We start from the raw sequence: 15467 nt of genomic DNA on the forward strand, positions 1-15467 counted from the left end.
ACGGGAGGGCGAAACACAGCTGTGTTTTGCTTCAGGATAGAGGTCATGGCAGGACGACGGATCGACCTGCCATGACCTTTTATTTTTGGCGAAGCGTACGAGAGTCGCTTACTTCAGCGATTCGAGCAACGCTTCGGCTTCGGCACGATGAACGAAGATGCCTTGGTCGTTCTTCAGGGCATTCTCCAGTACTGCACGGGCGTCCTTCTTGCGTTCCTGCTCGACGAGCAGCTTCGCAATCAGCAGGGTGGAGTCGGCGTTCGGCTGTCCGAGGCGAATGCCGCGAGTGAACGCCTGATTGGCTTCAGCACCCTTGTTACGCTTGCGAAGCACCCAGGCCAGGGTGAGGTTCACGTCCGAGTTATTCTCGTTCAGGCGGGCGTTCAGGCGGGCAACCGCTTCGGCGCGAGCCTGTACTTCTTCGTCGTCGCTCTTGATCAACAGCTGGGCCAGTTGATTGCTGGCGTCACGGTTGCCAGGCGAGAGAGCCAGCGTTTGATTGTAGAACTTCTCGGCTTCGGCAGGCTTGCCTGTCATTTCGGCCAGCACACCGCTGAGAAGCTGAATCTGGTGCGAAGTCGGCTGGGCGGTGCGAGCAGCAGCCAGTACCTTTTCGGCTTGGGCCAGATCGCCGCTGCGGATGAGCCATTCGCTGTACGAAACCAGCGTGGTTTCGTCGTTCTTGTCGGCCTGGTAGGCACGTTCGAACGATTGCTTGGCCTTCGATTCGTAGCTGGCTTTGTTCTCGGAGTTCTCGGGAACGTTCGCCAGGCGTTGGTACATGGCGGCAGCCGAGACGAATGGCGACGGTAGCTTCTCGTTCAGTTCCTTGGCCTTGGTGAAGGCATCGTAGCCTTCTTTCTCGCGACCTTCCATGAACAGTACCAAGCCGAGACGGTTGTAAGCGCTGGCGGCTTCGGGGTCTTCGGCAATCCAAGCATTCAGGTCGGCTTCGGCCGCTGCCCAGTCTTGCCAACGTTGCAGTACCGCTGCCCGACCGGCGTAAGCACGGATGGCCAGCTTACGCTTCCGGCGAGGGTTCTTGTCGTAGGTTTTGATCAACTCAACAGCCTTGTCGTACAACGCGCTGGCTTGCACGGCTTGCGACTGAGTCATCGCCTGGTCGGCCAACAATACGTAAGGCTCTGGGTCGTTGGGCGACTCGCTGGCGGTACGCTCGAGGGCTTGCAGGCCAGCCGCGGTTTGGCGGGTGAGAAAGTACATCTTGGCCATCATCAAGTTGGCCGGCGGCAGACGATCCTCGGCGCTCTTGGCCGACTCGAGGAAGTTCATCGCGCCTAGCACGTCGTTGTTTTCGTATCGCTTAATGGCTTCGGCAATGTCCGAGTACCGAGCAGCATCGGGGTCGCTTACCGCATCGCCAATCAGCGATTCAGGCGTGACCTGGGCGGAGGCTTGCTGGCCGATCAGCAGCAACGAGGCGAACAGTGCACCGCAAAGCAATCGCAATTGGGGCTGGCCTAAGGAGAATGCCATGGAATACGTCCTTTGGTGTGGAATGAAGCTGGAGGATTTTCAAGCTGGGCCCACCGACCTGGTCCGTGATTTGGACCGTAAAACGAGGAGCGGACCGTCGGTTTGACCACAATTCTAAGCCACCGACGACATTTCCGCACGTGCCTGACCCTGGTCGTAGCCCGAATCGAGGGATCGGCGCTAGGTTCTACGGGTTGGGAGGGTTATCGGTTCGCTTTGCCGCTCGACCGAGCCCGATTTGGTGCCTATATTTGAAGATTCCCTGCTGCGACGGTTTCCGAACATCTGTTACAGTCGGGGCAGGTCAGGCATCGATGGCTTTGGTTCTGCCCGATGCGAAACCTCCTTGCCGGAATCCACGCCGGCAGGTAACCGCCAGATTCATCAAGCGAGGCACCCGTTGTTTATTGGGCCGGTTTTCACCCGCGAGGCGAGTACCGCACCCCGTGCTGCGCGGTTCTACGCGATCCCGGCGGTCGCGGTCGGCACGCTGCTTTGCTTATTGTGGACCTACTGGCAAATTATCACCGGCAATCAGTCGCTGCATACCGCAGGTAGCTCCGCCCGGTTTGGCTCCGACGTGTTTCAGCTGTTAGCACCGCTCGAGATGGCGGTCGCGACGCTCACCGCCGCGCTGCTCACCGCTGCTGCAGTGGCCCAGGAGAAAGACCGCAAGACCTTAGTGCTGTTGCTGCTCACAAGGCTAACCAACAGCGAGCTAGTGCTCGGGCGACTGTTGGCCAGTTTGCTCTCGGTACTGATGGTGGTGGCCGCGTCGGCTCCGTTCTTTTTCATCATTGTACTGCTCGGCGGTATTTCGTACGGACAGGTCTACCGCGTGCTCGCAGTGACGGTCATGAGCGCGCTGGCCGCCGGAAGTCTGGGGTCGACCATCGCACTTTGGCGAGAGAAGACCTTCCAGGCCCTCGCGATGACCATGCTGGCCCTGGTGCTCTGGCTGCTTGCCTGGGAAGCCGTGGGTAGCGGGGCGTTAGGTGCCACGTGGTTCGGCGTCGATTGCGAACGCCTGGCCACGGCCATGAGCCCCTGGCGGGCGGTGCTCGCAGCCGCCGAGAGCGACATCTACGCTTCGGCCCCTGGAAATCCCACGATCGCTGGCCTGTCGCCGGTGAACGCGTTTCTGGTCTGGTCGGCAAGCTGCATCGTATTGCTCAACGCGCTGGCGATTGCCTTGGTTCGCGTGTGGAATCCCTCCCGCGAAGCCCGACGAGAACAACGAGAAGACGAATCGCGGGCCATCTGGAGCCAGCCGCAGACCGACGAGGCCGCGAGCGAGGCCGCCCGGGCAGCCGCTCACCGTGCTCCCGGAAAGCTCCGCGAAGTGTGGGACAACCCCATTCTTTGGCGCGAGGTGCGAACCTGGGCCTACGGGCGAAAGATTCTGCTCATCCGCGGCGTGTACCTCATCGTCTGCGCCCTGTCGGCTTTGGCTCTCTACGCGTTGCTCAACGATCAAGAGTCGCTCGCTCAGTTGGGGGCCAGCATTCCGCAATCGGCCAAGTCGCTGACGCCGCTCATGGCGCTCTCGATCGTGTTAGTAAACGCCTTGGCGGTGACCTCCATCACCAGCGAACGCGACACCCGCGCACTCGACCTGTTACTGGTGACCGATCTATCGGCCAAAGAGATCATCTTCGGCAAACTTGGCGGGGTGATTTACAATTCCAAGGAGTTGCTGGTGCTCCCGCTGTTGCTCAGCGGGTACGTCTGGTGGCGCGGCATGGCGAGCACCGAGAGCCTATGCTTTCTGGTAGTCGGCTACCTGGTGATGCAGCTGTTCTCGGCAGTGCTTGGCATCCACTGCGGCATGACCTATCGCAACTCCCGTCAGGCGGCCGGCGTGAGTCTCGGCACCATTCTCTACCTGTTCATTGGTGTGCTGGTTTGCATGCGAATGATGGTAGCCGTCGAGGGACAGTTTACTGCCCAACTCTCTACCTTCGCCGGATTCATCGCCGGTGGTGGACTCGGGCTCTACGTCGCCCTCGGTTGGCGGCTCGATTCGTCGGCTATCAAGCTTGCCTGTGGAGTGGCCCCGGCAGCAACGTTCTTCATCATCACCAGCTTTCTCAAGCAGCAATACGGCGCGGTGTTCCTGGTAACCGTGCTGGCCTATGGATTCATGACCGCAGCGATGCTCGTTCCAGCGGTAGCCGAGTTCGATGTCGCCACCGGGCGGACCGGCGAACGTACTGGCGAGTAATGCCTCGGCGAAACATCGTAGTCCATCGGTTGCGAAGGCGTTCGAACTACTAAACGATACGGTCCGTTCCCAAGGAACAGTCGATGGCTCACGTGTTTGTGTATGGAACCTTGCTGGAGCCAACAATGATGCAGGCGGTCGTTGGACGCCTGGTCGCATCGCAACCGGCCACGCTGCTGAAGTATGTACGTTCGCAACTCACCGGGTGCTACTACCCTGGAATGGTGCCAAGCGATTACCATCAAGTAACTGGGGCCGTGTACTGCGATTTAACCGACGCCGAATTGGCCCGGCTCGACTACTTCGAAGGACCGGAGTACCTGCGAGCCACCGTGCAGCCAGTGCTGGGGGAATCGAACCAGGTCGTTTCAGCCGAAGCCTACTTGCTTCAGCCCAGCGAGCAATCGCGGATGCTGCACCTCGATTGGGACGTGCAGCACTTCCGCCAAAGCAATCTGCAGGAGTTCCTAGAAGTCGCTCGGGCAACGATGCGACGCTACGAGTCGGGCGACGCCGCATCGGTGCCACCACATGGCGATTCGACTCCGTAAGCCATCGCCGAATCCCCACCTGCGACCTCGCAATATGCGCGTAGGAATCCCCCACGGTTCGCCTGGACAGGCGAGTTCGACCGTGGTCTTCGTCCGGTGGGACGGTTAGAATACTACGCCGAATCATTCACAAGCTCAGGTAGTGAAAAGTGCATAGCGTTTACGAAAAAGATGGTCTGCGGTTCGCCTATCCAGAGAACTGGACCGTGGAGGACGACGACACCAGTACCGCCACTGCATCGGCCACGGTAACGAGTCCCGACACGGCGTTCTGGACCGTCATGTTCTATCGTGGCAATCATGATGCCGAGCAGCTTACCGAAGCGGTGCTTGAGGCTTTCCGACAAGAGTATCCTCAACTCGAAGTCGACCCAGCCGAGAACATGCACCAAGGGGGATCGATCTTCGGGTACGATCTCAGCTTCTCGTTCGTCGATTTGCTCAGCACCGCTACGATCCGTGCATTCAATCAACCCGAAGGCACTTATCTTGTGCTGTGTCAGGCCGAAGACCATGAGATTCCCGCGGTCGAACCGGTTTTCGAAGCGATGACTGCTAGCCTGATGACCGAGTTTTGAATGCTTGGCAGGTTCTCTTGTAGTTCTTACAAGCGTGTAACTCTTGCCAACGATTGAGAAAACGCCTGTTTCTCGCGGGTTTATAGAGAAAGAAGAGCCGTCGTGGCAATTGGCACGCAACATGCTTTAGGTAGAGACGGGACTCGAATCGGTCTCCGATTCACTTTTCAACATCAACGGGAAACAATCTTTCGTTCGCGCTAAACTAGCCGCTCTTCCTCGCAGATTTTTGCCACCAAAGTGCGGTGGCCATCGCCCGCCACGGGAAACTGCTACCAGCGGCACAGAGAGAACCCGGTTGGCACACTCGCAGGGCCAACCGGGTTCTTTGCTTTGGTACTTCTCGGTTTGGATGACTCCGTGCTAGCGACTACCTGATGACCCCGCGAAGCCGGGCAAATTACCATTGGCCCGAATAGGCGAAATCGCTAAGCTCCGCCCGCCGGCTATCCATTCAAGTTTTCAGGCTGTGGGGAACCCCCGTGACTACTGTTCCCGTTCATATTCGTCAAAGCAACCTGTTTGGCTCCCTTTCCGACGACGAAGTCAAGGAGATCCTGGCTTCGTGCCGTAGCGTCACGCTGCGCAGCGGCCAGCATGCCTGTCGCCAGGGCGAGGTGGGCGAAAGCATGTTTGTGATCGCCAGCGGACGGGTCAGCATCAACCTCGAAGAGCCCGGTGGCGGACTGCGAGTGCTGAATCATCTGAAGCCGGGAGACCATTTCGGCGAGATGTCGCTACTAGTCGGCGGCTCGCGTTCGGCCAACGTTACTGCGGTGATGGATACCGAACTGCTCGAACTCACCCGTCCGGTGTTCGAACGTAGTTTGGCCCGCGTGCCAGGGTTTGCGGCCAACCTCTGTCGTTCGCTCGGCGAATGGCTCCGCGGGCAGATCAGCGGCGGCGGTCGCCACGAGCGGATGCATGTAGCCGTTGTGCGTGGCACCAAGCAGATGCCCAACATCGGCTCGCAGATGGCTGGTCTCGTTGCTGAGCAAGGGGGACGAATCGCGGTGCTGAGCGATCAGCAACCAATGCACGAAGTGACGAACTGGCAGACCATCGTCCCTGGCGAACAGGCTGAGCAACAGTTGCTCGCCTTCCTGTCGTCGGCAGTTACCACGAATCAACGCACCTTGGTCGATATCGATCAATCGCTGGCCACCCCCCGGGTGCTGGCACAACACGAATTGGTGCTGTGGGTCGTTGATGGCCCGCAGTCGCTTGGTTACTTGAGTGCTGTGCTAAGCTCAGCGCCCGAGGGACTCGCACAGAAGATTCAGCTCGTCGAACTGGTGGAACAGCAAGAAGAGCTGCCGCCGGCTTTGGAGCTACCCGAACAACTTCAACAACCGTCGCTTGCGGGGCCAATCCTCCGAGTCGAGTACATACAGAGTGAATCATCACGTGCCTGTCTGGTGCCGCGCGACCTGTCGCGTCTTATCCGCACCATGCGAGGTATCCAGCTCGGGCTGGCGCTCGGTGGTGGAGGGGCCCGCGGCATCGCTCACATTGGTGTGCTCGAAGTATTGGAGCGCGAAGGCATCTTCTTCGACCGCATTGCTGGAACCAGCGCTGGAGCCATCGTCGCGGCCGCCTACGCAGCTGGTATTCAGTTGCCAAAAGTGCGGGAAGTGTTTGAAAAGGAAATGACACCCCCGCGGGCGATCCGCTGGCTTCCCAAGGCTCCCCAGTGGTACATGCTGAGCGTGTTTTGGCTCGGACTCGCCGAACGGAAGTTTCGCCGCTATCTGCGGAAATACTCGTTTGATCAATTATTGCTTCCCGCCCAAACGGTGACCGTCGATTTGATCACTGCCGAGCATCGTTTGCGCGAGTCGGGCGACGTGGTAAGCGCTGTGCTGCAAAGCATCAATCACCCCGTGTTCGGTGCACCGATTCTCTGCAACGGCGAAGCCCTCGTCGACGGCGGGGTGCTGATGAATCTGCCGGTTACCGCGCTGCGGCAGAAGCATGTCGACTTCAGTGTAGCCGTGGATGTCAGTAAGCAACTCGCCCACGAGTTTGCCGGCAATACGCCGGAGACTCCCACGAAGAAGATGCGCCGGCCAGGCTACTTCAGTACCTTGCTACGGGTGACTGACGTCGAACTCACCAATCTGGCCCAGCTGCATGGCGCCCAGTGCGACTTCTTGCTCGCCCCCGATACGGCCGAGTTCCCCTTCGACGACTTCACCCAGGCTGCTGGGCTGGTCGAGGCAGGGCGGCAGTCGGCCGAGGCGGAATTGCCCCGCTTGCGCGACGCTTTGAACCGAGCGTTGGCCTGGGACCGGAGCGATTCGGCCGCGACTTACAGCGATCCCCCCAGGCGGGTGGCGTAGCTCTTGGTGGGCCTATTCTTCGAGATCCAGGCGAATTCTGGGCCTGGTTTCCCGCCATCCTCACACTATCTTCATATTGTCTTCACAATTGCTCTCTAATATCGAGAGTTGAGATAGGCGTACAAGGCGACGATAGAGGACCTTTGCCACCTCTTTCGCGCCTTTTGTTTTTTTGAGTGTTCGCTTCGCGCTTCCCTATGCAGACTTCCGCCGGCCGTTGGGCCGCCATCCTGACATGCACCCTGACGATCGTCGCCGGCTGCGGCGGCCGCGGTGGGGCCGACGTACAGCTGGATGGTTCGAGCACCGTGTTTCCGGTCTCCGCCCGCGTTGCTGAGAATCTGCGTTACGAGGGAATCTACATCCGAGTCACCGTCGCCCGTAGCGGCACCGGCGGCGGCATGGATCGGTTCAGCAAAGGCGATATCGACATCTGCGACGCTTCGCGAGCCATGAAGTCGGGCGAAGCGAAAGCATGCCAGGAAGCGGGCGTGGAGTTCGAGCACTTCATCGTGGCTTACGATGGTATCGCTGTGTGCGTGAATCCCAAGAACACTTGGTGCAACGGACTGACGGTCAAGCAATTAAACCGGTTGTTTTGCTACGAGAGCGAGATCCAAACTTGGAGCGACTTGAATCCTGAATGGCCTGAGAAAGAGATCAATCTGTTTGGTCCAGGAGTCGACTCGGGCACCTATGACACATTCAACGAGCATGTGCTTGGCAAAGGGGCCAAGGTGCGAATCGGCTATACCAAAAGCGAAGAAGACAACGTGCTGGTCAACGGGGTATCGCAGGACGAATATGCTTTAGGCTACTTTGGGTTTGGTTACTTCGTTGAAAACTCAACCAATCTGAAAGTGCTTGGTATCAAGCAAGGGGAGAGTGGCGAGTACGTGGTGCCCACGATCGAATCGATTCGTGACAAAAGCTACTCACCATTGTCGCGTCCGCTTTACATCTATGTGAATCTTAAGTCGTTCAAGAATCCGAGAGTGGCCGAATTTGTCGAGTTCTATCTCAATCATGCGGACGAAGCTGCTGTTGAGGAACGCTATGTTCCGATTACCGAAGTCGATGCTAAAGAGAATCAACGGAAGCTCATGGCTTTGAAGGCGAGCTTCGACTCGGTGGATGCCGCTAACCAGTCAGCCGATGCGACTGGCTTGATGATGGCAGGGGGGGATCAGTCGTGGACACCCTGACCCCCGCAACCAGTTCCACTTCTGGGATCGACCAGGAGAGCTACGAACGCAACCGCCGGAGACGGATGGAGAGAATCATCCGCGCACTCTTGATGGGGTGCGCGATTATTTCGGTGGTCACTACCGTTGGAATCGTGGTGCTGTTGCTCTTCGAGTCGCTAAAGTTCTTTCTCTACGATGGGGTGTCGATCACTGAGTTTCTCACCGGCACGGTCTGGGCACCGCAGAACGACCAATTTGGTATTTTGCCATTATTTTGCGGCACCATGCTGGTGACCGTGGGAGCTGCCATCGTGGCGATGCCCTTGGGACTAGGCACGGCGATCTATTTAAGCGAATACGCATCGCCAATCGTTCGTGAAACAGTGAAGCCAGCCTTGGAAATCTTGGCCGGTATTCCGTCGGTGGTGTTTGGTTATCTGGCCATCGTTGTGATTGCTCCCTATATCCATGACTTGTTTCCTGATGCCGACCCGGCCAATGCCGCAGCGGCTGCCATAGTGGTGGGGTTCATGATCTTACCGACGGTCATCTCGCTGTCAGAAGACGTGCTTCGCGCGGTCCCGCGAAGTCTCCGCGAGGGGGCGTTTGCGTTGGGAGCCACCAAGTACGATGTCACCGTGAAAGTGGTCGTCCCCGCGGCGCTGTCAGGCATCATGGCTTCGTTCTTGCTGGCCATCTCGCGGGCGATCGGCGAGACCATGGCGGTTACCCTCGCCGCTGGTGGTACGCCGCGGATCACGCTTAACCCGCTTCGAAGCATTCAGACCATGACCGCTTACATCGTGGAGAAGGCTCAAGGCGAGAATCCTTACGGAACCGTCGAGTATCGCACGATCTTTGCCGTGGGACTCACATTGTTCGTATCGACCATGCTGCTCAATCTCGTCGCCCAATGGATTCTGGGCCGTATGCGGGAGAAATACGAATGATGTACACCGAAAAAGAGCTGGCAAACATGGCCTCGTTCCGCGTGCGCCAGAGGTTTGTCTCAAGCATGTTTCGTGTGCTCTGCATGGGGGCCATGTGGTGCTGTTTGATCATTTTGGCCTTTCTTCTCTTCAGCGTGCTGGTGAGAGGATTGCAGCACGTCGATTGGTCGTTCCTGACCGGGCTGATTTCACGCGATCCCGAGAAGGCTGGCATTTGGGTTTACTTGATAAGTAGCTTGTGGTTGATTTTATTGACCACGCTCTTTTCGATCCCAATCGGCGTAGGAGCCGCCCTCTATCTGGAAGAATACGCGGCCGACACCCGCTGGAAACGCTTGGTGCAGCTCAACATCGCCAACCTGGCTGGTGTGCCATCGATTGTTTATGGCTTGCTGGGGTTGGGGCTATTCGTCTGGGCCGCTCAGTTGGGACGCAGCATCCTTGCCGGATCGCTAACGCTCACGCTGGTGATCCTACCAATTGTGATTCTCGCCTCGCAGGAAGCATTGCGGGCGGTGCCGAACTCCATCCGTCAGGCGTCGTACGCACTCGGGGCGACGCGTTGGCAAACCACCTGGCGACAGGTACTGCCTGCTGCTACTCCCGGCATCATGACGGGCGTCATCTTGTCCATTTCGCGGGCACTCGGCGAAGCGGCTCCGCTGGTTGCCATGGGGGCTGTTCAGTACATGAACTATGCCCCGGTGAGCGTCAACGATTCGTTTACTGCTTTGCCGCTGGCTATTTTTCAATGGGCAGGCGAAGCCAAACGAGAGTTTCACGAATTATCGGCCGCGGCCATTATTGTTTTGTTAGTCGTGCTGATTAGCTTGAACATGATTGCTGCTTACGTGCGTCACCACTTTGGAAAGCGGGTCCAATGGTAAGCGTTCTTGGATCGAATAGGCCATCGTGGTTCCAAGTTGGGAGCTTACTCAACTTAACGGAACGTGGTTGCATCATGCCGAAGCTGGAGTTGCCCAATCGTGGATAATCCTTCTGTAACAATTCGACGCCCAGAGCTGTCGTTCGAACGCCCGCATCGCACTGCCAGCGAAATGGCAAAGCGGTCGGCCAAGTTCGAAACGAAGGATGTTCACTTCTGGTACGGTTCGCATCACACACTGCACGGCATCACGCTGGCGATTCCCGAAAACTGCGTGACCGCGTTGATCGGTCCCTCGGGATGCGGCAAAAGTACCTACTTGCGGTGCTTGAATCGCATGAACGATATGATCGAGAACACTCGCGTCGATGGCGAGATCATTCTCGATGGCAAGAGCATCCGTGGTTCGAAGGTAGATGTCGTTGAGCTGCGCAAACGGGTTGGCATGGTCTTTCAGAAGTCGAATCCATTCCCGAAGTCGATTTTCGAGAACGTTGCGTATGGGCCACGCGTCGCTGGGCTGCGTTCGCGTGATCGATTGGAGGAAATCGTCGAAAAGTCGCTGAAGCAGTCGGCCTTGTGGGATGAAGTGAAAGATCGCCTGAACGACTCCGCGCTCGCGCTCTCCGGCGGTCAGCAACAACGGTTGTGTATCGCCCGCGCTCTGGCGACCGATCCGGATGTGCTGCTGATGGACGAACCTGCGTCGGCGCTCGATCCCACGAGCACATCACGCATTGAGGATCTTATTTTTGAACTCAAAGATACCTATACCATCGTGATCGTCACACACAACATGCAACAAGCAGCTCGTGTGTCGGATCAAACCGCCTTTTTCTACGAAGGGCAATTGATCGAAGCAGGGATGACCACCGATGTGTTTACCAATCCAACGAAACGCGAAACAGAAGACTACATTACCGGCCGCTTTGGTTAAGTCCTGGCGGTCGTGCCTCTTATCTTGGAATGATAACTGAGTCATGAGCAAGCACCTAGAACGCGATCTTCAGACGTTGGAGCAGGCCTTACTTGCGCAAGCTTCCATCGTGGAGTCGATGATTCGAACCGCCAGCCGCGCCTTGTGTGAACGGCAGGTCGAACTCGTGTGGGACGTGATGGATAACGAACAGCTAGTGAATGCTCGCGAAGTGACCATCGAGGAAGAGTGCCTGAAGATTCTCGCTTTGCACCAACCCGTGGCGATCGACCTCCGTCGTACGGCAGCGGTGCTCAAGATCAATGGCGACCTCGAGCGGATCGCCGATCTGGCGGTAAACCTGGGAGAGCGGGCGCGGGCGCTGGATAACTACCCCGATTTCTATGGCTCGGAGAATCTGCAGAAGATGGCCACGATGTCGGTGGAGATGGTCCGCGGAGCGATTGATGCCTTTGTGGAGTTCGACGCCAGCCAGGCGAGTCGCATCCGCAACCGCGATGGTGAAGTCAACGACTTGAACGTGCTCTTGATTGAAGAGATTCACGAGATCATGCGTACCCGCAGCGACCTGGTCGAAGCGGCATTGCACTACTTTTCGGCAACGCGACACATCGAGCGGATTGCCGATCATGCTACCAATATTGCTGAAGATGTGATGTACCTCGTCGAGGGCGAGATCGCTCGCCATCGCTACGAGACACAACCACAAAATAACCCTGCGAAGTAAAGAGCCATGGCGAAACCTGTAATTCTAATTGTGGAAGACGACCGGTCGCTAGCTGACGTGTTGGACTATAACCTGCGTCAGGATGGATACGAGACCATCGTCGCACGCGATGGCCAGGAAGGCTTGACCCAAGCCCGTCTGAAAGCTCCCAAGCTGGTGGTGCTCGATTTGATGTTGCCACTGGTGAACGGGCTGGAGATTTGCCGACGGTTGCGAGCCGATCCGGCAACTCAGGAAATGCTGATCCTCATGCTCACCGCCAAGTCGGAAGAAACCGATCAGGTGGCTGGGTTCAGCGTGGGGGCCGATGATTACGTGACGAAGCCCTTTAGCGTGAAAGTGCTGTTGGAACGCATTCGGGCGTTGCTCCGCCGACGTCACGGTGCCGCCGTGGCGGGAGACACGCTGGTGAGTCAGGGCATCATGGTCGATCGTCAACGTCATCGCGTGACCGCTGGCGAAGAACTACTCGACCTCACTCCCAGCGAGTTTAGTTTGCTGGAGTCGCTGATCCGCCAGCCAGGGCGGGTATTCAGCCGGGCGGAGTTAATCGACTCCGCGTTGGGAGGCGACTCCTTGGTGCTCGAACGCACGATCGACGTCCATATTCGGGCACTCCGTAAGAAGCTCAATGGCTACGCGGATCTCATCGAGACGGTTCGTGGGGTTGGTTATCGATTCCGCGATCCTGCGTCGGCGATGAGTACGGTGTAAAGCGAAGGGCAGCCTTTATCGCAAGCGAGTACCGGTCTGGTGAATGCCAGATCAACTGACCGTGAGTCGTATGCAAAAAAGCGAGCACCGCACGTTGAAGTGCAGTGCTCGCTTTTAATATTGTGTGCTGACTGTCGGCAGGGGGCGCTTACAGACGACGGCCCCGGCGAGTGATGCTAATGCCTTCGGTCTCTTGCACGGTTTGCTGGTGCGGATGGTAGAACAACGTGATCGTGGCGCAGTCGCGTACCAGGTCGATCTTGCCAATCTCGATCCGCGAGATCGCCAGTCCCGTGCGTTCTTCGAGGTCCGCAAGCAACTCACCGTATCGATCGGGATGCACCAGATCGAGCTTTTCGTAAAGCACTTCCTCTTGGGCTTCCTGTCTCAACAGCGGCATCATTTCGAGACACGACGGTAGTGCGACCAATGCCATGTTAGCGCAGGCGAGTTCCGCCCAGCTGACCTTTAGATTGGAAAGGGAATTGATCACCGCGATGCCAATCACTGTAAAGAGATAGGACATTTCACGAATTGGCATCGTATCGGTGCGGTAACGCAGGACGCCAAAAATGGCAAACAGGCCCAGGCCCATGCCAGTGTCGATATCCAGCTTTTTAAGCGTAAAGCAGATAAAGAACACCACCGTGCTTAGTACGTAAAACGTAAACAGGTAATCCTTGCTGCGCGAACGCCTGTAGTAAACAAACCGCACAAGAATGGACACAACGATTAGATTGATCGCATAGCGACCGACCATCTTGATGAAATCATCATCGTAGATAGGGACTTCGAACAGTTCCATGGAGTAGCGTCTTTCAAGAAGTATGCGAGCCAACAACTCGGAGTTTTCGCTTGAAGCGATTCCGCTTAAGTGTGGGATTGAGCAAGGCACTGCCGATGCAGTACTTGCTGATCCGCATTGGAGGCACTCGCAATTGGCGAAGGCACTGGCGGATCGGAGAGTTGCGCAGGTTGCGCTCTTGTTTGACCTCGATGATCGTTACGCCTTCTAGCGCGCGATCTTGTTGTTCATCGCTGAACGACAGTTCGGTGTCGATCGTCACGCGTTCGGCAATATTGAGGCCAACCAAAGTGATTCGGGAGAATAGTGTCCAGATCTGCGGTAGCAGCGTTTTGCCGGAAGACCGTGTTTGTAATACCAAGTCTTTCGATGCGTCGTCGAGGGTTTGCTCAATCGAAGCGATGGGAACCCGTCGTTTGATGGTCCGCCCACGATTCGTTTTCTGCTTTACCTCAAAGAACGCTGTGCCAGAACTCATGTATCGCCGCTGGCGAAACTTTAGACGGGTTGCACGACCGTTGTGGTGATCCAGATAACAATCTCGATGCAACGTGTCGAAGTACAATGTCTCGTAAGGGGATCGACGGAATCCGTCGACCTCGAGTACCTTGTAATCGGCACGCACCATCTCAAGCAACTGGGCCAATAGAACCTCGTTCGACACGTATTTGGTGTCGATGCGATTCATCAGGCTGACGGAATCGATCTCGCTAAGTGAGGTGGGAGTAAACTTGGCGAGTGCTTGATCGATGTTGTCTAATTGAGAGGTAGGCTCAAGCTCGTCTATCATTGATCGAATGCCTCTACAACTTCGCCTCCGTCGCGGGAACAATAGCAACGTAAGATTTTAGGTTCCATTTCATCGGTCAAGAAGTGAACCGACCCATCGGCTGCCAGGGCGGTTACGCCACCTGGATGATCGGAAAAGGCACGTTCGTCTTCCCAAACTTCAGGGGGAACCTCGTCGTTGATGCCCTTCTTGATATGGGTGATGTTGCCCCCCAAAGCCCAGGCACCGTTCAACGATTTCACCTCGCCTGAGCTGTTAACATCGGCGCCCCGACCAGAGCACTCGATCACCATGAGGGTTGACGATAGCCCATCGGTAACTCGCGAGGTGGTGAGTTTCGGCGGCTCGATTAGCGTATCCTCTTTTTCAAGGCCTTTGGTGCCAAGCAGGATTCCGCGTTGAGGACCGTAGTCTTCCCCTGTCGTGGGGTTGGCTTTCTTCTTGTCAGGGCCCGAAATACCGAGGTAGTCGATGCAGCCCAGGCCTTCGCCGGGTTGACCATTGAGTGCCTGAATCTTTCCTTGTGGAGAGCGGTGCTCGTCCAAAGTCGCAGCACTAGGGCAGATAAACGTGGGGATGACTTGACTGGTCGCTTGAATATTCTGGTCGGAAACAAGCCGGTAGTCGAAATCGATTTTGTCGTAGATCGCTTCCTCTTCCAGATGGTTGAGGATAATACAAGCCCATGCGAAGTCGTAGGTGTTGGGATCGCTTCGCGGGCCCGACCACTTCTTGCCTGGGGGGAACTTGCCGTAGGCACTTTCGTAATTGAGGATGGCCACGCCGATTTGGCGGTTGTTGTTCAGGCAAGTGGTGCGACGCGAGGCTTCGCGGGCCATTTGCACCGCCGGCAGCAAGAGAGCAACCAATACTCCGACAATGGCAATTACCACCAACAGCTCAACTAGTGTGAAACCCTTGAAGTTCCAGGGGGGACGGGGCGATCGCATTTACACATCCCTTTCGAAACGCATTGTCTAATGAGGACAGTGCAGATGCTCCGGTAGGGGGGAACTATCAGACGCCCTCTCTTGTTCCTTTTTTGGAATGAGTACATTCCTCTTCCATTATTAACTGAATCTTAACAATCCTCAATAGGAGGAGTTCGGATTCACGAAGCTAGTATTGGGAAGAATAAGGGTGAGGTTCTTGCTGAGACACCGCCCGCTGTTGAGAACCATTTAGATTGAACCCCAGTGCCGACTCAAGGGATCGCAAAAACTTTTTAAAAAGTGTTTGTGGGGACCGCTAGCAAACTCATTGATGCAAAAAGGCTGGA

Annotated in this window: 14 protein-coding genes; 10 read left to right on the top strand and 4 right to left on the bottom strand. The window is 56.8% G+C overall.

Features of this window, described 5'->3' with window-relative positions; genetic code table 11:
- Positions 1 to 108 precede the first annotated feature (108 nt).
- Positions 109 to 1497, bottom strand: a complete 1389-nt coding sequence (locus Pan181_RS04440; RefSeq protein ID WP_145245675.1) for a tetratricopeptide repeat protein — start codon at positions 1495 to 1497, stop codon at positions 109 to 111.
- Between the two features lie 400 nt (positions 1498 to 1897).
- Between Pan181_RS04440 and Pan181_RS04445 the strand changes: the two genes are divergently transcribed.
- From Pan181_RS04445 to Pan181_RS04490, 10 genes are all read left to right on the top strand, one after another.
- Entirely contained in the window at positions 1898 to 3721 is a 1824-nt protein-coding gene (locus tag Pan181_RS04445) for an ABC transporter permease subunit (RefSeq protein ID WP_145252002.1), read from the top strand.
- An 83-nt stretch (positions 3722 to 3804) separates the two neighbouring features.
- Positions 3805 to 4272 (top strand): gamma-glutamylcyclotransferase family protein, encoded by a 468-nt coding sequence (locus Pan181_RS04450; RefSeq protein WP_145245676.1) that lies wholly within the window; start codon positions 3805 to 3807, stop codon positions 4270 to 4272.
- 149 nt (positions 4273 to 4421) lie between these two features.
- Positions 4422 to 4850, top strand: coding sequence for a hypothetical protein (locus tag Pan181_RS04455; RefSeq protein ID WP_145245677.1), 429 nt, complete (start codon positions 4422 to 4424; stop codon positions 4848 to 4850).
- A 482-nt stretch (positions 4851 to 5332) separates the two neighbouring features.
- Positions 5333 to 7192 carry a patatin-like phospholipase family protein gene (locus Pan181_RS04460; RefSeq protein ID WP_145245678.1) on the top strand — a complete coding sequence of 620 codons (1860 nt, stop codon included), beginning with the start codon at positions 5333 to 5335 and terminating at the stop codon, positions 7190 to 7192.
- A 197-nt stretch (positions 7193 to 7389) separates the two neighbouring features.
- Positions 7390 to 8397, top strand: coding sequence for a PstS family phosphate ABC transporter substrate-binding protein (locus tag Pan181_RS04465; RefSeq protein ID WP_145245679.1), 1008 nt, complete (start codon positions 7390 to 7392; stop codon positions 8395 to 8397).
- Positions 8385 to 9329, top strand: coding sequence for a phosphate ABC transporter permease subunit PstC (pstC, locus tag Pan181_RS04470; protein WP_231943747.1), 945 nt, complete (start codon positions 8385 to 8387; stop codon positions 9327 to 9329). Before Pan181_RS04465 ends, pstC begins: the two co-directional genes overlap by 13 nt.
- Positions 9326 to 10216 carry a phosphate ABC transporter permease PstA gene (gene pstA, locus Pan181_RS04475; protein ID WP_197528905.1) on the top strand — a complete coding sequence of 297 codons (891 nt, stop codon included), beginning with the start codon at positions 9326 to 9328 and terminating at the stop codon, positions 10214 to 10216. Before pstC ends, pstA begins: the two co-directional genes overlap by 4 nt.
- Before the next feature lie 171 nt (positions 10217 to 10387).
- Positions 10388 to 11152, top strand: coding sequence for a phosphate ABC transporter ATP-binding protein PstB (gene pstB / locus Pan181_RS04480; RefSeq protein WP_145252008.1), 765 nt, complete (start codon positions 10388 to 10390; stop codon positions 11150 to 11152).
- Positions 11153 to 11195: 43 nt separating this feature from the next.
- A complete protein-coding gene (gene phoU / locus Pan181_RS04485) occupies positions 11196 to 11879 on the top strand; it encodes a phosphate signaling complex protein PhoU (protein WP_145245680.1) in 684 nt (227 codons plus the stop codon).
- 6 nt (positions 11880 to 11885) lie between these two features.
- Positions 11886 to 12593 (top strand): response regulator, encoded by a 708-nt coding sequence (locus Pan181_RS04490; RefSeq protein ID WP_145245681.1) that lies wholly within the window; start codon positions 11886 to 11888, stop codon positions 12591 to 12593.
- 148 nt (positions 12594 to 12741) lie between these two features.
- On the opposite strand, the gene Pan181_RS04495 is transcribed toward Pan181_RS04490, so the two are convergent.
- The 3 genes from Pan181_RS04495 to Pan181_RS04505 are packed head-to-tail and all read right to left on the bottom strand — an operon-like array spanning position 12742 to position 15138.
- The gene (locus Pan181_RS04495; protein ID WP_145245682.1) at positions 12742 to 13398 is read right to left on the bottom strand and encodes a DUF4956 domain-containing protein; all 657 of its coding nucleotides are present in this window, start codon (positions 13396 to 13398) and stop codon (positions 12742 to 12744) included.
- Positions 13399 to 13411: 13 nt separating this feature from the next.
- Complete coding sequence (locus Pan181_RS04500) at positions 13412 to 14188, bottom strand: polyphosphate polymerase domain-containing protein (RefSeq protein ID WP_145245683.1); 777 nt, start codon at positions 14186 to 14188, stop codon at positions 13412 to 13414.
- The gene (locus Pan181_RS04505) at positions 14185 to 15138 is read right to left on the bottom strand and encodes a DUF1559 domain-containing protein (protein ID WP_145245684.1); all 954 of its coding nucleotides are present in this window, start codon (positions 15136 to 15138) and stop codon (positions 14185 to 14187) included. The genes Pan181_RS04500 and Pan181_RS04505 overlap by 4 nt, the downstream gene beginning before the upstream one ends.
- Positions 15139 to 15467 lie beyond the last annotated feature (329 nt).

The sequence above is a fragment of the Aeoliella mucimassa genome, from assembly GCF_007748035.1.
GTDB lineage: Bacteria > Planctomycetota > Planctomycetia > Pirellulales > Lacipirellulaceae > Aeoliella > Aeoliella mucimassa.